21 protein-coding genes are annotated in these 19,759 nt (G+C 72.4%); 12 read left to right on the forward strand and 9 right to left on the reverse strand.

The window, feature by feature from the left end; translation table 11 throughout:
* The first annotated feature begins 18 nt into the window (after nucleotides 1–18).
* Together OHB41_RS16505 and OHB41_RS16510 are read left to right on the forward strand one after the other, a co-directional pair.
* A complete protein-coding gene (locus OHB41_RS16505; RefSeq protein WP_266698963.1) occupies nucleotides 19–489 on the forward strand; it encodes a GNAT family N-acetyltransferase in 471 nt (156 codons plus the stop codon).
* A gap of 19 nt (nucleotides 490–508) precedes the next feature.
* A complete protein-coding gene (locus OHB41_RS16510) occupies nucleotides 509–1,330 on the forward strand; it encodes a serine hydrolase domain-containing protein (protein WP_266698964.1) in 822 nt (273 codons plus the stop codon).
* 266 nt (nucleotides 1,331–1,596) lie between these two features.
* Here OHB41_RS16510 and OHB41_RS16515 read toward each other — a convergent pair whose 3' ends face one another.
* Nucleotides 1,597–2,259, reverse strand: a complete 663-nt coding sequence (locus OHB41_RS16515) for a pirin family protein (protein ID WP_266705908.1) — start codon at nucleotides 2,257–2,259, stop codon at nucleotides 1,597–1,599.
* Nucleotides 2,260–2,394: 135 nt separating this feature from the next.
* On the opposite strand from OHB41_RS16515, the gene fasR reads away from it, so the two are divergent.
* The 5 genes from fasR (at nucleotide 2,395) to OHB41_RS16540 (ending at nucleotide 7,353) form a co-directional block, all read left to right on the forward strand.
* Nucleotides 2,395–3,600 (forward strand): fatty acid biosynthesis transcriptional regulator FasR, encoded by a 1,206-nt coding sequence (gene fasR / locus OHB41_RS16520; protein WP_266698965.1) that lies wholly within the window; start codon nucleotides 2,395–2,397, stop codon nucleotides 3,598–3,600.
* Nucleotides 3,601–3,689: 89 nt separating this feature from the next.
* Nucleotides 3,690–4,613, forward strand: a complete 924-nt coding sequence (locus OHB41_RS16525; protein WP_266698966.1) for an ACP S-malonyltransferase — start codon at nucleotides 3,690–3,692, stop codon at nucleotides 4,611–4,613.
* A 16-nt stretch (nucleotides 4,614–4,629) separates the two neighbouring features.
* On the forward strand, nucleotides 4,630–5,661 hold the full coding sequence (locus tag OHB41_RS16530; protein WP_266698967.1) for a ketoacyl-ACP synthase III: 1,032 nt from the start codon (nucleotides 4,630–4,632) through the stop codon (nucleotides 5,659–5,661).
* A gap of 71 nt (nucleotides 5,662–5,732) precedes the next feature.
* On the forward strand, nucleotides 5,733–5,981 hold the full coding sequence (locus OHB41_RS16535; RefSeq protein WP_148013808.1) for an acyl carrier protein: 249 nt from the start codon (nucleotides 5,733–5,735) through the stop codon (nucleotides 5,979–5,981).
* Between the two features lie 100 nt (nucleotides 5,982–6,081).
* Nucleotides 6,082–7,353, forward strand: a complete 1,272-nt coding sequence (locus OHB41_RS16540; protein WP_266698968.1) for a beta-ketoacyl-[acyl-carrier-protein] synthase family protein — start codon at nucleotides 6,082–6,084, stop codon at nucleotides 7,351–7,353.
* A 161-nt stretch (nucleotides 7,354–7,514) separates the two neighbouring features.
* On the opposite strand, the gene OHB41_RS16545 is transcribed toward OHB41_RS16540, so the two are convergent.
* Entirely contained in the window at nucleotides 7,515–8,009 is a 495-nt protein-coding gene (locus tag OHB41_RS16545) for a DUF3145 domain-containing protein (RefSeq protein ID WP_148013810.1), read from the reverse strand.
* 243 nt (nucleotides 8,010–8,252) lie between these two features.
* Here OHB41_RS16545 and OHB41_RS16550 point away from each other — a divergent pair, with 243 nt between their 5' ends.
* Both OHB41_RS16550 and OHB41_RS16555 read left to right on the forward strand, forming a co-directional pair.
* Nucleotides 8,253–9,152, forward strand: coding sequence for an SGNH/GDSL hydrolase family protein (locus OHB41_RS16550; protein WP_266705910.1), 900 nt, complete (start codon nucleotides 8,253–8,255; stop codon nucleotides 9,150–9,152).
* A gap of 69 nt (nucleotides 9,153–9,221) precedes the next feature.
* Nucleotides 9,222–10,199 (forward strand): aldose epimerase family protein, encoded by a 978-nt coding sequence (locus tag OHB41_RS16555; RefSeq protein WP_266698969.1) that lies wholly within the window; start codon nucleotides 9,222–9,224, stop codon nucleotides 10,197–10,199.
* A 184-nt stretch (nucleotides 10,200–10,383) separates the two neighbouring features.
* Here the strand turns inward: OHB41_RS16555 and OHB41_RS16560 are convergent, their stop codons facing one another.
* Complete coding sequence (locus OHB41_RS16560) at nucleotides 10,384–12,933, reverse strand: glycoside hydrolase family 3 protein (protein ID WP_526024918.1); 2,550 nt, start codon at nucleotides 12,931–12,933, stop codon at nucleotides 10,384–10,386.
* Nucleotides 12,930–13,064 (reverse strand): hypothetical protein, encoded by a 135-nt coding sequence (locus OHB41_RS16565; RefSeq protein WP_266698970.1) that lies wholly within the window; start codon nucleotides 13,062–13,064, stop codon nucleotides 12,930–12,932. Before OHB41_RS16565 ends, OHB41_RS16560 begins: the two co-directional genes overlap by 4 nt.
* Nucleotides 13,065–13,121: 57 nt before the next feature.
* Here OHB41_RS16565 and OHB41_RS16570 point away from each other — a divergent pair, with 57 nt between their 5' ends.
* Nucleotides 13,122–13,697 (forward strand): TetR/AcrR family transcriptional regulator, encoded by a 576-nt coding sequence (locus OHB41_RS16570; protein ID WP_266705914.1) that lies wholly within the window; start codon nucleotides 13,122–13,124, stop codon nucleotides 13,695–13,697.
* 126 nt (nucleotides 13,698–13,823) lie between these two features.
* On the opposite strand, the gene OHB41_RS16575 is transcribed toward OHB41_RS16570, so the two are convergent.
* From OHB41_RS16575 to OHB41_RS16585, 3 genes are read right to left on the reverse strand one after another with little or no spacing between them, the layout of a single operon-like run.
* Entirely contained in the window at nucleotides 13,824–14,162 is a 339-nt protein-coding gene (locus OHB41_RS16575; RefSeq protein WP_266698971.1) for a YrdB family protein, read from the reverse strand.
* 24 nt (nucleotides 14,163–14,186) lie between these two features.
* Nucleotides 14,187–14,585 (reverse strand): RidA family protein, encoded by a 399-nt coding sequence (locus OHB41_RS16580; protein WP_266698972.1) that lies wholly within the window; start codon nucleotides 14,583–14,585, stop codon nucleotides 14,187–14,189.
* Between the two features lie 9 nt (nucleotides 14,586–14,594).
* On the reverse strand, nucleotides 14,595–15,410 hold the full coding sequence (locus OHB41_RS16585) for an NAD(P)-dependent oxidoreductase (protein WP_266698973.1): 816 nt from the start codon (nucleotides 15,408–15,410) through the stop codon (nucleotides 14,595–14,597).
* A 49-nt stretch (nucleotides 15,411–15,459) separates the two neighbouring features.
* On the opposite strand from OHB41_RS16585, the gene OHB41_RS16590 reads away from it, so the two are divergent.
* Together OHB41_RS16590 and OHB41_RS16595 are read left to right on the forward strand one after the other, a co-directional pair.
* Complete coding sequence (locus OHB41_RS16590) at nucleotides 15,460–16,392, forward strand: LysR family transcriptional regulator (RefSeq protein ID WP_526024919.1); 933 nt, start codon at nucleotides 15,460–15,462, stop codon at nucleotides 16,390–16,392.
* Between the two features lie 156 nt (nucleotides 16,393–16,548).
* Nucleotides 16,549–17,886 carry a pyroglutamyl-peptidase I gene (locus OHB41_RS16595; protein WP_266698975.1) on the forward strand — a complete coding sequence of 446 codons (1,338 nt, stop codon included), beginning with the start codon at nucleotides 16,549–16,551 and terminating at the stop codon, nucleotides 17,884–17,886.
* Nucleotides 17,887–17,910: 24 nt separating this feature from the next.
* Here OHB41_RS16595 and OHB41_RS16600 read toward each other — a convergent pair whose 3' ends face one another.
* A complete protein-coding gene (locus OHB41_RS16600; protein ID WP_266698976.1) occupies nucleotides 17,911–18,735 on the reverse strand; it encodes an EI24 domain-containing protein in 825 nt (274 codons plus the stop codon).
* A gap of 74 nt (nucleotides 18,736–18,809) precedes the next feature.
* Nucleotides 18,810–19,673: a hypothetical protein gene (locus OHB41_RS16605; protein WP_266698977.1), complete on the reverse strand. Its 864-nt coding sequence runs from the start codon at nucleotides 19,671–19,673 to the stop codon at nucleotides 18,810–18,812.
* Nucleotides 19,674–19,759 lie beyond the last annotated feature (86 nt).

The following is a 19,759-nucleotide window of genomic DNA, read 5'->3' on the forward strand; positions in this document are numbered from 1 at the left end:
CTGGCTACCGTGCGGATCATGACTCTCGTACGCCGTGCCGTGCCCGGGGACGCACGGGAAGTGCTCCGCCTGCGCCAGATCATGCTCGACTCGGTCTTCACCACCGACGGATCCACGGAGTGGCACACCGGGTCGCTCCCGACGATACGCGGCAGACTGGCCCGCCCCGAGGGCGACTTCGCGGCCTTCGTCGTCGACCACCCCGGCCGGCCGGGCGCGCTGGCCGCGCTCGTCGCCGGGACCATCGAGTACCGGATCGGGCGGCCCGGCAATCCGCGGGGCGCGGTCGGTCACGTCTTCAGTGTCGCCACCGACCCCGACGTGCGGCGCCGGGGATACGCGCGGGCCTGCATGGAGACGCTGCTCGACTGGTTCCGCGAGCGGGACGTGCCCCAGGTCGACCTCAACGCCTCCGCCGAGGCCGAGCCGCTGTACGCGTCCCTCGGGTTCGTGCGCAAGCCGGACCCCTCGATGCGGCTTCGGCTGTGAGCCGCTTAGGCTCGTACACATGTCCCTGCACAGCCTGGCGTTGATCGAGAACTGGCCCGTCCCCACGGCCGCGGCGGCCGTCGTCCGTGCGGACGGCACGGTGACGGGGTCGCACGGTCCGGTCGACCACCGCTTCCCCCTCGCCTCGGTCACCAAGCCGCTCGCCGCGTACGCCGCGCTCGTCGCGTACGAGGAGGGGGCCATCGATCTCGACGAGCCGGCGGGTCCGGCCGGTGCGACGGTCCGTCACCTCCTCGCGCACACCTCGGGGCTCGCCTTCGACGAGCACCGGGTGACGTCCCCGCCCGGGGAGCGGCGGCTGTACTCCAACGCCGGGTTCGAGGTGCTCGGGGACCACATCGCCAAGGCGACGGACATCTCCTTCCCCGAATACCTGCGGCAGGCGGTGCTGGAGCCGCTGGGGATGACGGGAACGTCGCTCGACGGCTCGCCCGCGAAGGACGGGGTGTCGACGGTGGCGGACCTCGTGCGGTTCGCCGCGGAGGTCCAGGCGCCGCGGCTTCTCGATCCGCGGACGATGGCGGACGCGATGACCGTGCAGTACCCCGGTACGAAGGGCGTGCTGCCGGGATTCGGCCACCAGAACCCGAACGACTGGGGGCTCGGTTTCGAGATCCGTGACTCCAAGTCCCCGCACTGGACGGGTGCCTCGTCCTCGCCGCGCACCTTCGGCCACTTCGGGCAGACCGGTACGTTCCTGTGGATCGACCCGGTGGTGGGCGCCGCGTGCGTCGCCCTCACGGACCGGGCGTTCGGGCCGTGGGCGACGGAGGCGTGGACGCCGTTCACGGACGCGGTGCTCCTGGAGCTGCGCGGCTGACCCGGCTGCGGGATGCCGGGGACGGTTCTTCGGGTGCGGGTCGGTGGGGGCGGGTCGCGCACTTCCCCGCGCCCCTGAAGACGTCCGGACCCACCGGCGTTCGCAGGCACGGAAAACTCCGCGCGCCACAGGACACCGGACGCGGGCCACGCTTTCAAACGGCACGGAGAGCTCCGCGAACCACAGGACACCGGACGCGCGGCCATGCCTCAAGGGGCGCGGGGAACTGCGCGACCAGCCCCCACGCACCCTCAGCCGAAAGCCCTTCAGCCCGCGGCCGTCATCTCCCACAGCAACAGCTCCGCAGGAGTCGTCGCCACCGCCTCCAGATCCTTCGCGTCCGTGATGCGGGCCGCGTCGCCCGGCCCCAGCTCCCCGCCGTCCAGACGCACCCCGCCCCGCACCGCGTGGACGTAGACGAACGCCGCGTCCGGAACCGCCGTCCGCTCCCCCACCGCCAGCCGCCGCACATGCAGCATCGCCCCCGCCTCCGGGACGGCGTAGGGCGTGGAGTCCGCGATGCCGTGGACGACCTCGTAGGACGGAACGCCACCGGCCGCGGCCGGAGCCAGCCACATCTGCACGAACACGAGCGGACCCGGCCCGTCGTTGCGCTCGACGTGCCGGATACCGGCCGCCGCGCTCAGCCGCTGCACGTCGCCGGCCCGCACCAGCGACTCGTGACCGGCCGAGTCCCGGTGGGTCAGCTCGCCCTCCACCACCCACGTGACGATCTCGGTGTGACTGTGCGGGTGCTCGTCGAATCCCGCGCCGGGCGCGAGCCGTTCCTCGTTGCAGGCGATCACCGCGCCGAAGCGGAGGTTGTCCGGGTCGTAGTGCGGGCCGAAGGAGAAGGCGTGCAGCGAGGAGATCCCGGCCGCCGGGTCCCCTCCTCGGTAGCGCTCGTCAGCGCGCCGTACCTCGATCACATCCGCCACATCCGCCACATCCGACAGCGCCGTACGTCCGTCACGTCCCCCACCGTAGCCCCGCTCCCGTCGCTCCCGGCGCCGATGGGAGACCCGCCGCCGCACAGCTCCGTCCTGATAAGGCAGTCTTGTCCCGTGCCCGAACCCGAACGCAGCAACACCGAGCGCCCAGCGCACGACATCCACACGCACTCAGCGACCCTGAAGCGGCTGGAGAAGTCGTCCGGAAGTCTCGCCGCGCAGGCCATCGCGCGGATGGACGAGACGCTGCCGTGGTATCGGGCCATGCCACCGGAGAACCGTTCCTGGATCGGGCTCGTCGCCCAGGCCGGCATCGCCGCGTTCACCGAGTGGTTCCGGCGTCCCGACGCTCCCCAGGCCATCTCCACCGACGTGTTCGGCACCGCCCCCCGCGAGCTGACCAGGGCCATCACCCTGCGCCAGACCGTCGAGATGGTGCGCACGACGATCGAGGTGATGGAGAGCGCCATCGACGAGGTGGCCGCTCCCGGCGACGAGTCCGTGCTGCGCGAGGCCCTTCTCGTCTACGCCCGCGAGATCGCCTTCGCCACCGCCCAGGTCTACGCGCAGGCCGCCGAGGCACGCGGCGCCTGGGACGCCCGGCTGGAGTCCCTGGTCGTGAACGCCGTGCTCTCCGGCGAGGCGGACGAGGGCGCCGTCTCCCGCGCCGCCGCCCTCGGCTGGAATTCCCCCGAACACGTCTGCGTGGTGCTGGGTACGGCGCCCGACGGTGACAGCGAGCTGACCGTCGAGGCCATCCGGCGGGCGGCCCGGCACGCCAAGCTGCAGGTGCTGACCGGGGTGCTCGGAGACCGGCTCGTGGTGATCGCGGGCGGCAGCGACAACCCGCTCGGCGTCGCCAAGTCGCTGATCGGCCCGTACGCCGCCGGACCCGTCGTCGCCGGGCCGATCGTGCCCGACCTGCTCGCGGCGACCCGCTCCGCGCAGGCCGCCGCGGCCGGCCTGAAAGCGTGTTTCGCCTGGCAGGACGCCCCGCGCCCGGTCCTCGCCGACGACCTGCTGCCGGAGCGCGCGATCGCCGGAGATCCCTCGGCCCGTGAGCAACTGGTGGAGGAGATCTACAGACCACTGGAGGAGGCCGGCTCCGCGCTCCTCGAAACCCTCAGTGTGTATCTGGAACAGGCGAGCAGCCTCGAAGGCGCGGCCCGAATGCTCTTCGTTCACCCCAACACCGTGCGCTACCGGCTACGACGTGTGACTGACGTCACCGGTTGGTCACCCTCGGATGTACGATCCGCCTTCACACTGCGGATCGCGCTCATCCTGGGGCGTCTGGCCGATGGAGATCTCCAGACGTAGTCATTTGTCGGAGCCCTACAATTCCCCTTCGTGTTCTTCGTCCCTGTCCCCACGGGCGGCCGTGGCCGTCCACAAGAGAGAGTGTGAGAGTGCTCGTACTCGTCGCTCCCGGCCAGGGCGCCCAGACGCCCGGCTTCCTGACTCCCTGGCTCGATCTCCCCGGTGCCGCCGACCGCCTCGCCGCGTGGTCGGACGCCATCGGTCTCGACCTTGCCCACTACGGCACGCAGGCCGACGCGGACGCGATCCGGGACACGGCTGTCGCACAGCCGCTCCTGGTCGCCGCCGGACTCCTCTCCGCCGCGGCACTCGGCGACGTCTCCGCCCTCGCTCCCGGCGCCGTCGCCGGGCACAGCGTCGGTGAGATCACCGCGGCCGCGTTCGCGGGGGTGCTCGACGACACCGCCGCGCTGACGCTCGTACGCACCCGGGGCCTGGCGATGGCCGAGGCCGCCGCCGTCACGCAGACCGGTATGTCGGCGCTGCTGGGCGGTGACCCGGAGACGACGGTCCCGCACCTGGAGAAGCTCGGCCTGACCCCCGCGAACGTGAACGGCGCGGGCCAGATCGTGGCCGCCGGCACGCTGGAGCAGCTGGCGGCCCTGGAGGCGGACAAGCCCGACGGCGTACGCCGGGTGGTGGCCCTGAAGGTCGCCGGCGCGTTCCACACGCACCACATGGCACCGGCCGTCGAAGCGCTCGCGCAGGCCGCCCAGGACCTGAACCCCGCGGACCCGCAGGTCACGTACGTCTCCAACAGGGACGGCCAGGCCGTCAAGTCCGGCGCCGACGTCCTGAAGCGGCTGGTCGGCCAGGTGGCCAACCCGGTCCGCTGGGACCTGTGCATGGAGACCTTCCAGGAACTCGGCGCGACCGCGCTGATCGAGGTGTGCCCGGGTGGCACGCTCACCGGCCTCGCCAAGCGCGCGCTGCCGGGTGTGAAGACCCTGGCGCTGAAGACCCCAGACGACCTCGACGCGGCTCGCGAGCTCCTCGCCGAGCACAGCGGCTGACAAGGAGCCCGAGAGCATGTCGAAGATCAAGCCCAGCAAGGGCGCCCCGTACGCACGGATCCTGGGCGTGGGCGGCTACCGTCCCGTCCGGGTCGTGCCCAACGAGGTGATCCTCGAGACGATCGACTCCTCGGACGAGTGGATCCGCTCGCGCTCCGGCATCGAGACCCGGCACTGGGCCTCCGACGAGGAGACCGTCGCCGCGATGTCGATCGAGGCGTCCGGGAAGGCCATCGCCGACGCCGGGATCAACGCCGACCAGATCGGCGCCGTGGTCGTCTCCACCGTGTCCCACTTCAGCCAGACCCCGGCCATCGCCACCGAGATCGCCGACAAGCTCGGCACGAACAAGGCCGCCGCCTTCGACATCTCGGCCGGCTGTGCGGGATTCGGCTACGGACTGACCCTGGCCAAGGGCATGATCGTCGAGGGTTCGGCGGAGTACGTCCTGGTCATCGGCGTGGAGCGGCTGTCCGACCTCACCGACCTGGAGGACCGTGCGACGGCCTTCCTGTTCGGCGACGGCGCGGGCGCGGTCGTCGTGGGTCCCTCCCAGGAGCCGCACATCGGCCCCACGGTGTGGGGCAGCGAGGGCGACAAGGCCGGCACCATCAAGCAGACCGTGCCGTGGGACCGTTTCCACATCGGCGACGTCTCGACGCTCCCGCTCGACTCCAAGGGCGAGATCAAGTTCCCTGCGATCACGCAGGAGGGCCAGGCGGTCTTCCGCTGGGCCGTGTTCGAGATGGCGAAGGTCGCCCAGCAGGCGCTGGACGCGGCCGGGATCAGCCCGGACGACCTGGATGTCTTCATTCCCCACCAGGCCAACGAGCGGATCATCGACTCGATGGTGAAGACGCTGAAACTGCCGGAGCACGTCACGGTCGCCCGCGACGTACGCACCACCGGCAACACCTCGGCCGCCTCGATTCCGCTCGCGATGGAGCGGCTTCTGGCGACCGGTGAGGCGAAGAGCGGCGACACCGCGCTCGTCATCGGATTCGGGGCGGGTCTCGTGTACGCCGCCACGGTGGTTACCCTCCCCTAGGCACACCGTCCGGACCACTCCGGCCGGAGTACCGCCACACCCTCTGGATACATACCGAAGGAGCGCCTGACATGGCCGCCACTCAGGAAGAGATCGTCGAAGGTCTCGCCGAGATCGTGAACGAGATCGCCGGGATCCCCACCGAGGACGTCCAGCTGGACAAGTCCTTCACCGACGACCTGGACGTCGACTCGCTGTCCATGGTCGAGGTCGTCGTCGCCGCCGAAGAGCGCTTCGACGTCAAGATCCCGGACGACGACGTCAAGAACCTCAAGACCGTCGGCGACGCGACCGACTACATCCTCAAGAACCAGGCCTGATCCGCGGATCGGGCCCGGCCCGGTCCATCGATCAGTCCGTTGCCCCGCCACCCGGCGGTGGCGCCGCTGAATCCTCGTATCCGTTGGAGAAAGAATTCCCGTGAGCTCGACCAATCGCACCGTGGTCGTCACCGGTATCGGCGCAACCACACCGCTGGGTGGCGACGCAGCCTCGACCTGGGAGGGCCTGGTCGCCGGCAAGTCCGGCGTCCGCGCCCTGGAGCAGGATTGGGCCGCCGAACAGGCGGTCCGCATCGCGGCGCAGATCGCCGTGGAACCGGGCGAGGTCATCCCCCGCCCGCAGGCCCGCCGTCTCGACCGCTCGGCGCAGTTCGCGCTGATCGCGGCCAAGGAGGCCTGGGCGGACGCCGGCTTCACCGACCGGGCCGGCGACGACCCGGCCATCGACCCGGACCGCCTCGGCACCGTCATCGCCTCCGGCATCGGCGGTGTGACGACCCTGCTCGACCAGTACGACGTGCTGAAGGAGAAGGGCGTCCGCCGCGTCTCCCCGCACACCGTCCCCATGCTCATGCCGAACGGCCCGTCGGCCAACGTGGGGCTGCTCGTCGGCGCCCGCGCCGGCGTGCACACGCCGGTCTCCGCCTGCGCCTCGGGCGCCGAGGCCATCGGCTACGCCATCGAGATGATCCGCACCGGGCGCGCCGACGTCGTCGTCGCGGGCGGTACCGAGGCGGCCATCCACCCGCTGCCCATCGCCGCCTTCGGCAACATGATGGCGATGTCCAAGAACAACGACGACCCGCAGGGCGCCTCGCGGCCCTACGACGTCGCACGCGACGGCTTCGTCCTGGGCGAGGGCGCCGGCGTCCTGATCCTGGAGTCCGCCGAGCACGCCGCCAAGCGCGGTGCCCGGGTCTACGCCGAGGCGGTCGGCCAGGGCATCTCCGCCGACGGCCACGACATCGTGCAGCCGGAGCCGGAGGGCCGCGGCATCTCGCACGCCCTGCAGAACCTGCTGGACAACACCGACCTGGACCCGGCCGAGATCGTGCACGTGAACGCGCACGCGACCTCGACGCCCGCCGGTGACGTGGCGGAACTGAAGGCGCTGCGCAAGGTCTTCGGTGACGACGCCGACCACATGGCGGTCTCCGCGACCAAGTCGATGACCGGTCACCTCCTCGGTGGCGCCGGGGGTGTGGAGTCGGTGGCGTCGGTGCTGGCTCTGTACAACCGGATCGCTCCGCCGACCATCAACGTCGACAACCTCGACCCCGAGGCCGAGGCGAACGCCGACATCGTGCGCGGGGAGGCTCGTAAGCTGCCTGTCGAGGGCCGCATCGCCGCGCTGAACGACTCGTTCGGGTTCGGCGGCCACAACGTGGTGCTGGCGTTCCGTACGATCTGAAGCCGGCCCTAGGTGTACTGAACCGGCGTGTGGCCCGGACTCCCTGTCGGAGTCCGGGCCACATCCGTTTGTTCGTCCTGTTCGTCGGGTGCGGGCTCGTGGGGGGCTGGGCGCGCAGGTCCCCGCGCCCCTAGAGGCTTCCCGTCACGCCCCTCATCAGGTCAGACCACCTGGTGGAGCCAGCGGACCGGGGCGCCCTCGCCCGCGTACCGGAACGATTCCAGTTCGTCGTCCCAGGGCTTGCCCAGGAGCTTGGCGAGGTCGGCCTCCAGGTCGGTCTCGCCGCGCTGGGAGCGCAGGAGCGCGGCACGCAGCCGGTCCTCGGGGATCAGGATGTCGCCGTGGATTCCGGTGACGGCGTGGAAGATGCCGAGCTCGGGGGTGCAGCTGTAGCGCTCGCCCTCGGCCGTGGCGCAGGGTTCGGCGGTCACCTCGAAGCGCAGCATCTGCCAGCCGCGCAGCGCGGAGGCGAGTTTGGAGGCGGTGCCCACCTCGCCCTTCCAGGAGAACTCGGATCTCCAGGTGCCCGGCGCCGCGGGCTGCCGGATCCAGTCGAGGTTGACGCGCGTACCGAGCACACCCGCGACCGCCCACTCGACGTGCGGGCACAGCGCGCGGGGCGCGGAGTGCACGTAGAGAACTCCACGTGTCGTCACTGGGGCCTCCGGGCAGAGCGAGACATCTTGTAACTTAGCGGAACGGCAGTGGCAGGGCGGCCACGTGGCGAGGCTACCGTGCGGCGGCGCAAGGAGTGTGACGTACCGTCGGTCCCAGCGCCCAGAAACATCGAGGTTTCACCCGAGGGGACGCGGTGCGACCGACCGTGTACTGCGGGATGTCGGCCAACCGTGTCGGTCAGGTGCTGACCAGACATGTTCAACGAACGAGGGGAGCAGGGGATGCGCATCCGCAGCCACAGTCCGCGCGCCGTCCTCGCCGTGGTGGCGGCGGCCCTGCTGGCTGTCGCCGGGTGCGACGCCTCCGGTGACGGCTCCTCAGCTCCGCACAGCACCGCCGGGGGCCGTCCGTCCCCGAAGCCGACCCCCCTCTGGAACCCCAGTCCCCGCTCCGTGGCCGCCGTCGGGGACTCCATCACCCGCGGCTTCGACGCCTGCACCGTGCTGTCCGACTGCCCCGAGGTCTCCTGGGCGACCGGCAGCGACACCGGGGTCCGCAGCCTGGCCGTGCGGCTGCTCGGGCGGGCGGGAGCCGCCGAGCGCAGCTGGAACTACGCGGTGACCGGTGCGCGGATGGCGGACCTGCCGGAGCAGATGGCGCAGGCCGTGGTCGAGAAGCCGGAGCTGGTGACCGTGATGGTGGGCGCCAACGACGCCTGCCGCTCCTCGGTCTCGGCGATGACCCCGGTCGCCGACTTCCGCGCCGCGTTCCAGGCCGCGATGGGCACCCTGCGCGACGAACTGCCGAGGACACAGGTGTACGTGTCGAGCGTGCCGGATCTCAAGCGGCTGTGGTCCGAGGGGCGCGGCAACCCGCTGGGCAAGCAGATCTGGAAACTGGGCATCTGTCCCTCGATGCTGGCCGACGCGGATTCCCTGGGCTCCAGGGCGATGCTGCGGCGGGCGAAGGTGCAGGACCGGGTGGAGCAGTACAACAAGGTCCTCAGGGACGTGTGCGCCAAGGACCGGCGCTGCCGTTTCGACGGGGGCGCGGTCCACGACTTCCGCTTCGGTACGGACCAGCTGAGCCACTGGGACTGGTTCCACCCGAGCAAGGACGGCCAGGCCCGGCTCGCGGAGCTGGCCTATCGGGTGGTGACGGCCCGCCGGCCGGTGGGCTGAGGACTGCCCCGGCGGCCGGGCGGACGGCCCGGGCCGGTGGGCACAGGTCGTTGGCCTAGGCTTCCGATCATGGACAGCGAACTCTTCGGCACCCTTCCCGACGGCACCCCGGTCCACCGCTGGACGCTGGAGCGTGCCGAGGTGCGGGTGCGGATCCTGACGTACGGCGGGATCGTCCAGTCGGTCGAGATCCCCGACCGGGACGGGCACCGCGCGGACGTGGTGCTGGGCTTCCCCGACCTCGACGGGTATCTCGCGCACCCGGACCCGTATCTCGGGGCACTGGTCGGGCGGTACGCCAACCGGATCGCCGGCGGCCGCTTCCCGCTCGACGGTCTCACCTACAGCCTCGCGCAGAACAACGCCCCCAACTCCCTGCACGGCGGGGAGCGCGGTTTCGACAAGCGGGTGTGGGACGTGGAACCGGTCGGGCACGGGCTGCGGCTCACCCGGGTCTCCCCGCACGGCGAGGAGGGCTTCCCGGGCCGTCTGGAGGTCACGGCGACATACGGGCTGGACGCGGCGGGCGCGCTGCACATCGCGTACGAGGCGGTCACGGACGCGCCGACCGTGGTGAACCTGACGAACCACACGTACTGGAACCTGGCCGGTTCGGGGAACGCGGGCGGTCACGAGCTCCGTCTGGCCGCCTCGCGGTTGACGCCGGTGGACGCGGATCTCATCCCCACCGGGGCGCTGGAGTCCGTGGACGGTACGCGCTTCGACTTCCGGACGGCGCGGAAGGCCGGCGCCGGGTACGACCACAACTTCGTGCTGGACAAGGGAACGACGGCGAGCGCGGTCGAGGTCGCGGAGCTCCACGATCCCTCCTCCGGGCGGGTGCTGACGATCGCGACCACCGAGCCCGGCCTCCAGCTCTACACCGCCGACCATCTGGGCGAGCCGTTCGCGCCCGGCGACGGGATCGCGCTGGAGACGCAGCACTTCCCGGACTCCCCGAACCGGCCGGAGTTCCCGAGCACGCAGCTGCGGCCGGGCGGGACGTACCGTTCGGAGACGGTGTACGGGTTCGGGGTGCGCTCCTAGCCGGACCCGGCCGACGGAGAGCGGGACGGTCGGGCGATCAGGACGATCGGGCGGCCGGGCGATCAGGGCGGTCGGGGCACGAAGTCCCCGTGGGCCCTGCGGTCCGAGGCCGTTCGGGAACCGACGAGCCCCGGTCCGGAGGTCAGGTTCCGGACCGGGGCTCGTCGGGGGGGCTTGTCCCGGATCAGACGTTAATCGTCGTCACGACCCGGTGGTCGGTGATCGAGCGGCCTGCGGCAACCTCGTACGAACCCTTCACAAACACCCATGTGCCGGCCTCCTCGTCCCAGATCTCGAAAGCGCGGCGGGGGATGCCGAGCACGGCCTCGGCGCTCTCTCCCGGACCCGCCTCGACACCGGCGAAGGCGGCGAGCCGGCGGACCGGGCGCTCGCTGTCCGCCTCGACCGGCTTCAGATAGAGCTGGACGACCTCGCGGCCGGGACGCGCGCCGGAGTTGCGGACCCGGACCGTGACCGTCGCGACGCTGTCCACGTCAACGTCGCTGTCACCGTCACTGCCACCGGCGGAAGGTTCGATCGACTCGTACGCCCAGTCGGTGTAGCCAAGGCCGTGACCGAAGGGGTACGCGGGGGTCCCGCCGTCCCTCTCCCAGGCCCGGTAGCCGATGAACACACCCTCGGTGTACGGGAGTTCACCGTCGACAGGGATCACCTGGGTGACCGGGGCGTCCGCGAGCGAACCCCAGGTCGTGGGCAGCCGGCCGCCGGGCTCGTGGGCGCCCGTGAGGACGTCCGCGAGGGCGCTGCCGCCCTCCTGGCCGGGGAACCAGCTGAGCAGCACGGCGGCGACCTCCTCGCGCCACGGAAGCTCCACCGGGGAACCGGAGTTGACGATCACCACGGTGTTCGGGTTGGCGGCGGCGACTGCGTGCACCAGGTCGTCCTGGCGCCCGGGGAGCCGGAGGTCCTCGCGGTCGAAGCCCTCGGACTCGACACGCTCGGTCGTGGCGACCACGACGACGGCGGTGTCCGCGGCGCGGGCCGCCGCGACCGCCTCGGCGATCAGTTCGTCCGGATCGCGCTGCGGTTCCTGGTGGACGAGGGCGAAGCCGACCATCCTCAGGGGCGCGCCCTCGGGCAGGACGACCACCTGGCGCAGGGACACCTCGTACGTCTCACCGGCGGCGAGATCGACCCGGGCGCGCTCCTCGGGGGCGCCGAAGAACGCCGTGAAGGGGCTGTCCTCCGTGCTGACCTGGGTGCCTTCATAGCGGACCGTGCCGTCGACCGTGAGTGTGAACGCGCCGAGGCCCTTGATGCCGAAGGTGTGCGTACCGCCCACACGCGGGGTGAAGGTGCCCCTCAGGTCCACGGTGTGGAGGTTGTCGTGGGTGACGCCCTCGGGAAGGTCGTTGCCCATCCACTGGATCTGGCCGTTGGGCGCGGAGCCGCAGCCGATCATCTCGCCGTCCCGGTCGCGGCATTCCGCGCGGAGCGCGAACCCCTTGTCGGCGACGGCGAGTTCCTGGTTCGGGTCGGCTCCGACGGCGTACGACAGGCTGCCCTCGGGGAGGGCCGCGGTGAGGCCGTCCAGGGGCGACACGACGTGGGCGGGGAAGACGGTGGCGGAGCCGCCGCCGAGGACACGGGCGTCGCGGGCGGCGGCGCCGCTCAGCGCCACGGTGCCCGGCCGCAGCGGCAGCGTCGCGTTCTCGTTGCGTACGAGGACGAAGGAGCGGCGGGCGATCTCGCGGGCCAGGGCCTCGCCGTCCACGGACGCCGGCAGCTCGGTGACCACCGGTTCGGCGCCCTCCAGGATGCCGACGCGGGCGGCGAGCCGCAGGACGTTGCGGACGGCCTCGTCGACCTTCGCCTCCTCGGTGCGGCCCGCGCGGACGGCGGCGGCGAGCGCGTCGCCGTACACGGTCCCGGGGCCGGGCATGGCGACGTCGAGGCCGCCCTCGATCGCCCCCACGGTCGAGCGGGCCGCCGTCCAGTCGGAGACGTTGAAGCCGTCGAAGCCCCACTCGCCGCGCAGGATCTCGTTCACGAGATAGTGGTGCTCGGACATCGTGGTGCCGTTGACCGAGTTGTAGGCGGTCATGATGCCCCAGGGACGGGCGTTCTCGACGATGGCCTCGAAGGGGGCCAGATAGAGCTCGCGCAGGGCGCGTTCGGAGACGAGGTTGTCCACCGTGAAGCGGTCGGTCTCGGCGTCGTTGGCCACGAAGTGCTTGACGGTGGTGCCGACGCCGCCGGACTGCACGCCCCGCACATAGCCGGTGCCGATCCGCCCGGTCAGGTACGGGTCCTCGCTGTACGCCTCGAAGTGGCGGCCGCCGAGCGGCGAGCGGTGCAGGTTGACCGTGGGCGCGAGCAGCACGTGGACGTGCTTGCGGCGGGCCTCCTGGGCGAGGAGGACGCCGGCGCGGTGGGCCAGGGCGGGGTCCCAGGTGGCGGCGAGCGCGGTCGGTGAGGGGAGGGCGATGGACGGGTCGTCGGCGGTCCAGCGCACGCCCCGCACACCGATCGGACCGTCGGACATGACGAGGGAGCGCAGCCCGATCGCGGGGAGTTCGGGCAGCGACCACATGTCCTGCCCCGCGAGCAGCCGCGTCTTCGCGTCCAGGTCGAGCCTCCCGAGGGCCGCCTCGACGACCCTCTCGCGCGCCCGGTCCGCCGCGCTCCCGTCCCTGGTCCCGGCCCGGCTCTCGACAGTCCCCGCTGTCCCCGCTGTCCCCGTTGTCTCCGTTGTCTCCGCTGCCTCCGTCACGGTGGCACCTCCTCGTTGAAGTCCGTGAAGCCCGTGCAGTTCTTGAAGTCCCCGAAGTCCCTGAAGTCCGCGGAGCCGTGGGGCTGTACGGCGGACGGCCGCGGGTTCCGTCGGACGTTCTCATCCTGCACCCGCGACCTGTAGAGCGGTAGGTTTCGTTTCCTTGCCGTGATGTTCGGGGTGGACGGATACCGTACGGTGACGCCATGACGACCAGGTCCAGGAGCGAGGAGCGGCGCGCGGAGATCGTGCGCGCGGCCCTGGAGGTGATCGCCGAACGCGGTTACCGGGGCGCGAGCATGGCCGCCGTCGCCGAGCGCGTGGGCCTCACCCAGCAGGGCCTGCTGCACTACTTCCCGACCAAGGACACCCTGCTGGTCGCGGTCCTCAAGGAGCGCGACCAGTGGGACGCCGTGCCCGACAGCCGGTGGCGGCTGGATCTGCTGGCCTCGCTCGCCGACTACAACGCCATGCGGCCCGGCATCGTGCAGACCTTCTCGGCGCTGCTCGGCGAGAGCGTCACGGAGGGGCATCCGGCGCGCGAGTTCTTCACCCGGCGTTATGTCGCCGTGCGCGCGAGCATGGCGCAGGTGCTGCGCACCGAGTACGGGGAGCGGCTGCCGAGCGGGCTCACGCCGGAGCGCGCCGCCCCGCTGCTGGTGGCGGTGATGGACGGGCTCCAGTACCAGTGGCTGCTGGATCCGGAGTCGGTGGACATGCCGGCCGCGTTCCGGGACTTCCTGGTGCTGCTGGGCGAGGCCTGAAGCCCGGCCACGGACGGGCCGCCACCGCCGCGGCGGCCCGGCGTCGCAGCGACCCACCATCGGAGCGGCCACCATCACGGCGGTCCACCGGCGCCGGCCGGCTGTGCCGGCTTCACCGTCGTCGGCTCACTGCTGCCAGACGGCCGCCGCTGTCTTGCTCACCGCGCAGACGGCGGCGAGGGCGACGGCCCAGCCCGTGGCCCCGGCGAGGGCCAGCGCGGCCACGCCCGCCCCGAACCAGAGCAGTTCGAAGCCGACGCGGACCGCGCCACGGGTCTTGCGGCGCGACTTCGGGGAACCGAAGAGCGCCCACAGCACGACCAGTACGGCCGGGGCGCCGAGACCGAGCAGCCAGGTCGCCGGTGTCGCCGCGTCCGCGCCGAACCCCCAGTACCCGGCGGCCACGAGGACGGCGAGCTCCAGCAGGAACAGGACGCCCAGGTTCGCCGCCTTGATGACCTTCATGCGCGGAGTATCACCCGGAAGGATTCACTCCGGCCCCCGGACGGCGGGGACGGCGGCCACTACCTCGATCTCGATGAGCGCCTCCGGCTTGAAGAGGCGGGAGACCTCCAGGGTCATGCTGGTGGGCGGGGTGCCGGTGAGGTACCGGGCGCGTACGGCGCCGTACTCGGGGAGCCCGGTGATGTCCGTCAGATACGTACGGATGTTGATGACGTCGGCGAGCGTCGCGCCGTGTGCCTTCAGCAGCGCGTCGATCGCCTCGAAGACGCCCCGGCTCTGCTCGGCCAGGCCGACACCGTCGGCGACCTGGCCGGAGAGGTACAACAGGGCTCCACCGCCCGCGAGTTCGACGCGTGCCACCTGGGAGTAGTGGCCATTGGCGGGCTGGGGCGCACCGGCCGGGCTGTCGAGTGTGATCCGCACGGCGTCTCCTCAGGCCGAATGCCGGCGGATGCGCTCGACGGCCTGCGCGATGTCCGCGTCGGCGACGGCGGGATCGGCCGCCGCCCGCTTGTAGTGCTCCAGCACCGCCTCCATGGCGGGGAGTTCGGCGGTCCTGGTGGCGAGGGCGACGTCCTTCACCGCGAGCGAGGTACCGAAGTGCACGCCCTCGGCGAAGGCACGGCCGACGGCACCGCCGAGCGGCCCGCCCGCGAGCGAGCCGCGCACGGTGTCCTCGTCGAGGCCGAGCGCGTCCGCGAGGACCATGGCCTCGGCGACGAGGGCGACCCCGCCGAGCACAGCGGTGTTGACGACGAGCTTGAGCGCGGCGCCGGAGCCGGACGGGCCGGTGCGGGTGACGGTGCCGAGGGGGGCGAGCACCCGCTCGACGCCGGCCACGTCACCGCCCGCGAGGATGCCGAGCTGCCCCGCCGCCGCCTTGTCCGTGCTGCCCGCCACCGGCGCGTCGACGAGGCGCACCCCCTCCCCCAGCCGGGCGGCCAGCTCCTTCACCACGTCCGGGCCGACGGTCGACATCTCCACCCAGTACGTCCCCGGGCGCAGCCGCGGCACGACGGCGTCCGCGACCGCGCCGAGCGCGGCGGGGTCGGCGAGCATCGTGATCACCACATCGGCGTCCCGCACGGCCTCGCCCGGGGACGCGGCGAGCGTGGCCCCGGCGGCGACCAGCGGCTCCGCCTTCGCGGCGGTACGGTTCCAGACGGTCAACGGGTGCCCGGCGTCGAGGAGTCGGCGCGCCATCGCCGCGCCCATGTGACCGAGTCCGAGGAATGCGATCTTTTCCATGTCCTCGACGCTAGGCGGGCCCGAGCGATGCGGCAAGCGAATGTCTAGCATGGGTCCCATGCCCAACCCGCATGACGTACCCGGTCTCTCCACCACCTGGCTGCGGGTCTTCCTGGAGGTGGCACGGCACGGTTCGTTCACCGTGGCCGCGCGGACCCTCGGCTGGACGCAGTCCGCGGTCTCCCGGCAGATCTCCTCGCTGGAGTCTGCGCTCGGCGGGGTCCCGCTCTTCGACCGGCTGCCCCGGGGCGTCCGGCTGACGGACGCGGGACGGGTCCTCGTGCCGCACGCCGAGACGGTGGTCGAGCGGCTGCACGGCGCCGGACGCGAGCTGGCGGCGCTGCGCGAGGCGGCGGGCGGCCGGCTCCGTTTCGGCGCCTTCGCCACGGCCGACGCGGCGCTGGTGCCGCGCGCCATCGCCGCCTTCCGCACGCGGCGTCCGGGGGTACGGATCAGCCGCGAGGAGGGGCTGACCCCGGCACTCCTGGACCGGTTGTCCACGGGCCATCTGGATCTGGCGATCGTCTCGACGACGGGCCGCGCCCCCTTGGAGGCCCACAGCCTGCACCACCTTCTCGACGAGTCCCTGTATGTCGCCGTGCCCGCCGGTCACCCGCTCGCCGCCGAGGCGTCGGTGCGACTGCCCCAACTCGCCGACGCCGACTGGATATCCGGCTCCGCCCGCCCCGAGGGCACGCTGCTGGACGCGGCCCTGCGGCACGGCTTCCGTCCGCGTGTCGCGCACGTCGTGGCCGAGTGGACCGCCAAGCAGGGGTACGTCGCCGCCGGTCTCGGGGTGACCCTGGTCCCGGGGCTCGCGGCCGAGTCCGTGCGCCCGGACGTCGTCCTGCTTCCGGTGCGCGACGAGGAGGCGCCGGCCCGGGCGGTGTACGCGGCGACCGTACGGGGCCGGTCCCTGGCACCGGCCACGGCGGCGTTTCTGGGCGCGCTGCGGGAGGCGGCGGCACGGATCCCCGGATGACCGCCGCACCGCAGCACGGCGCGCGCCACTCCTCATGGCGTCCGCCCCCTCCGTCACGCGATACTGCGGCCGTCCGGCAGCACCCCACGGCGACGGAAGGCATGAACTCCCTTGACCTACAGAGGCGTTCGGATCGGCTTACTCGCACTGACCCTGATGGCTGGGGCGGCGGTCACCCCCACCGCGTCGGCCGCGGCGCACCCCGGCACCGCGGACTCCGGTACCACGGACTCCGCCACCGTGGGTTCCGGCACCGTGGGTTCCGGCACCGTGGGTTCCGGCACCGTGGGTTCCGGCACCGTGGAGGAACAGCGCCTCGACCGGGCCGCGCCCCAGGAGATCCTGCGGCGCTCCGGATTCGACACGGTGGCACCGGAGTTCACCCGGGCGCTGAGACGGTCGGGCTCGTACGCGCGGGCCGAGCACGTGGTCGCACAGCAGGGTGCGCGGCTGTGGCGGCGGGCCGTGGACCGGGCGCAGGGACGCGGCGCCGCGGGCGGCGACCTGAGCCGGGACGACGACCGGCCGCTGTACTGGGCGCGGCTCGCAATGACCCGCGAAGTGCGGCAGTGGACACCCGGGTTCGGGCTGACGAACGCGCAACGCACGCGACTGCTGGCCACGTTGGAGCGGGCCTCGCGCGGCCAGCAGGACATCCGCTATCCGCACGCGAAGGGCGTGAAGCGGATCCTGGTCACCGGGTTCGACCCGTTCACGCTGGACCAGGACGTCCGGACCTCCAACCCGTCCGGGGCCACCGCCCTCGCTCTCGACGGTACGACGATCCGGACGGCGGACGGACCCGCGCGCGTCGAGACCGCCGTGTTCCCCGTCCGCTGGCAGGACTTCGCCGAGGGCACGGTGGAACGGACGCTGCGGCGGCAGCTGCCGCGCGTGGACCTGTTCACGACGGTGAGCCAGGGCCGCGTAGGGCGCTTCGACGTGGAGCGGACCAACGGAGCCTGGCGGGGCGGTTTCCCGGACAACGAGAACGTGTCGCGGACCGGGACGGTCCCGGTCACCGATCCGGCCTCGCAGCCGCAGTGGACGTCGACGACCCTCCCGTACGCGCGGATCGTGGCCGCGAGCACCGGCCGCTTCCCGGTGTACGACCACACGTCGGTGACCGAGATCCCGGCGGGAGGCACCGATCCGGTCGTACGCCCGGACGGCCCGACCCCGGGCTCGACGGCGCGTGCCGGGGGCGGCGGGGACTATCTCTCCAACGAGATCGCCTACCGCGCGACGCTGCTGCGCGACCGCCTCGGTCTGCACGACAGCCTGCCGGGCGGCCATGTACACACACCCGTGCTCGCGTTCGGCACCGGCAACGCGGACCCGGCGACCGGGACGGTCACCGATCCGGAGTTCGTCCGCAACCGGCTGGACATCATCGCCCAGGTCCGGTCGATCCTGACGGTGGCCGCGGACGCGGGCGCGCCGGGGGTCAGCGGGACGGCGCGGACCCGAGACCGAGGCCGGCCGGGACGGTGACGACGGCGACGGCGAGGACCTGGTTCACGCCGTCGCCCCGAGCTCCCGGTCCTCCTGCTCTCCCCGGTCTCCCTGGGCCGCCCGGTCTGCGCTCGGCTCGCCCGTCTCCTCGCCCAGCAGGTCACGGGCCATCAGCGTGGCGCCCGCGACGGCACCCGGCATCAGGAAGACGGCGACGACGGGGACCAGGAAGGCGAGGCCCAGGGGGGTGCCGAAGCCCCAGACCAGCATCTTCCGGGAACGGAGCAGGCGGAGGCGGGCGCGGAGCTCGACGCGGCGGCGCTGGAGGGCCACCGCGGTGAGTTCCTCGGTGAGGAAGAAGCCGGTGACGAAGAAACCGATCACCGGGACGACCGTCTGGCCGACGACCGGGACGAAGCCGAGGGCGAAGAGGAGGATGCCCCAGACCAGAGCCCGTACGACGATACGGAGGCTGTCGCGTGCGGAGATCCACAGCTCGCGCCAGAGCGGCAGCCCGGACTCGGGGGCGGTGCCGTCCGGGGAGACGTCGCGGTCGACCTTCTCGGAGAGCGACTCGTAGAAGGGCTGTCCGACGAGGAGCGTGACCGCGGTGAAGGTGACCACGGCGAGCAGGAGGGCGAGGGCGAAGAGCACGGCGGTCAGGAGCCCGCGGAAGAGGCCCGTCCAGGGGCTGGTCCAGTGGTCCGCGAAGGGAGTGGCCCAGGTGACGAAGTCCTCACCCCAGACGGCGAGGGCGATGAGTGCCGCCGCGTACAGCACGAGGGTGATCAGCCCCGGAAGCAGGCCGAATCCGTACTGCTTCCCGTGCCGTGCGGCCCATCGCTGGCCCTGTATGAGGTAGTTGAACCCTGCCCCGAGATCACGCATGCGGGCCACTTTACCGGCGCTCGGGCCGCCTTCCCCCACCCCCTGCGTCCCTGGACGGGACGGTCCCCGGGGGCCTAGGCGGGGGTCACCGCCACCACCACGCCTCCGTCCGCCGCGGGCGACACCGCCGCCGACACCCGGACCGCCGCCGCCCGCGCCACCCGTCCCGCCCGGGACGCCGAGGCCAGCAGCAGTGGCTGGAGATGCTCGAGCCCGGAGACGAGGAGTTCCTCGCCGGCGATCAGGACCGGACGGACGGCGTCCGTCGTGGCGGCCGCAGCCTCCGTGAGGTCGGCCAGCGGCGGCAGCGCGGCCCGGACCACCCCCGCCCCCGCCGTGGCCGCCCGCTCGGCGAGCGCCACCTGCAGCGGCAGCAGTGGAGCGAGCGCCTCGGTCAACGCGTCCGCGATGCGCCGGAGTTCCGGCGACGAGTCGCGCAGGACGTCGGCCGCGGCGCGGATCACCGGCGTCGACGCCAGCAGCACCCCCGCCACCACCCCCGCCACCGTCGGCAGCAACGGCGACCCCGCCTCCAGCAACTCCCCGAGCGCGGAGGCCGCCTCCTCCACCGCGGGCTCCACCGCGTCGAGGATCGGCAGCAGGCTGTCGCCCACCGCGGCCAGCAGCACCCGGGCCGGTTCGCTCACGGGATGCGTCGCCAGCGGCGCCCCGGTCGTCCCCAGCCGCGTCAGCGTGTCCACGATCCGGTAGAAGGCCTCCTGCGCCTGCGGCGACGCACTCGCCTCGGCCAGCTCCGCCGTGGTCTCCCGGAGCACCCGCAGCGCCTCCGCCCCGGAGCCGTCCCGGGGGTCGAGGGTGTTGAGCGCGATTCTGGTGATGTTCCCGGCCGTGTCGAGGAGTTGGCCGCTGACGTCGGTCGTGGTGCGCGCGATGCGCAGCACGTCGGCCCTGCTGGGGAGCGACGGAATCGGGGACATGGGCCCTCCTCGCCACGCGCGGCACATCGGCCGGGAGCCCGCGCGGCCCTCCGTCGGCGCCGGTGCCCACCCCCAGCATGCCCGCT

Source organism: Streptomyces sp. NBC_01571, from assembly GCF_026339875.1.
Taxonomy (GTDB): domain Bacteria; phylum Actinomycetota; class Actinomycetes; order Streptomycetales; family Streptomycetaceae; genus Streptomyces.

Coding starts and splice junctions, on each gene's coding strand:
- OHB41_RS16555 (WP_266698969.1), top strand. CDS start 9,222: ATGGACAGCGAACTCTTCGGCACCCTTCCCGACGGCACCCCGGTCCAC.
- OHB41_RS16535 (WP_148013808.1), top strand. CDS start 5,733: ATGGCCGCCACTCAGGAAGAGATCGTCGAAGGTCTCGCCGAGATCGTG.
- OHB41_RS16510 (WP_266698964.1), top strand. CDS start 509: ATGTCCCTGCACAGCCTGGCGTTGATCGAGAACTGGCCCGTCCCCACG.
- OHB41_RS16575 (WP_266698971.1), bottom strand. CDS start 14,162: ATGAAGGTCATCAAGGCGGCGAACCTGGGCGTCCTGTTCCTGCTGGAG.
- OHB41_RS16605 (WP_266698977.1), bottom strand. CDS start 19,673: ATGTCCCCGATTCCGTCGCTCCCCAGCAGGGCCGACGTGCTGCGCATC.
- OHB41_RS16600 (WP_266698976.1), bottom strand. CDS start 18,735: ATGCGTGATCTCGGGGCAGGGTTCAACTACCTCATACAGGGCCAGCGA.
- OHB41_RS16595 (WP_266698975.1), top strand. CDS start 16,549: ATGGCTGGGGCGGCGGTCACCCCCACCGCGTCGGCCGCGGCGCACCCC.
- OHB41_RS16585 (WP_266698973.1), bottom strand. CDS start 15,410: ATGGAAAAGATCGCATTCCTCGGACTCGGTCACATGGGCGCGGCGATG.
- OHB41_RS16505 (WP_266698963.1), top strand. CDS start 19: ATGACTCTCGTACGCCGTGCCGTGCCCGGGGACGCACGGGAAGTGCTC.
- OHB41_RS16590 (WP_526024919.1), top strand. CDS start 15,460: ATGGGTCCCATGCCCAACCCGCATGACGTACCCGGTCTCTCCACCACC.
- OHB41_RS16550 (WP_266705910.1), top strand. CDS start 8,253: ATGCGCATCCGCAGCCACAGTCCGCGCGCCGTCCTCGCCGTGGTGGCG.
- OHB41_RS16530 (WP_266698967.1), top strand. CDS start 4,630: ATGTCGAAGATCAAGCCCAGCAAGGGCGCCCCGTACGCACGGATCCTG.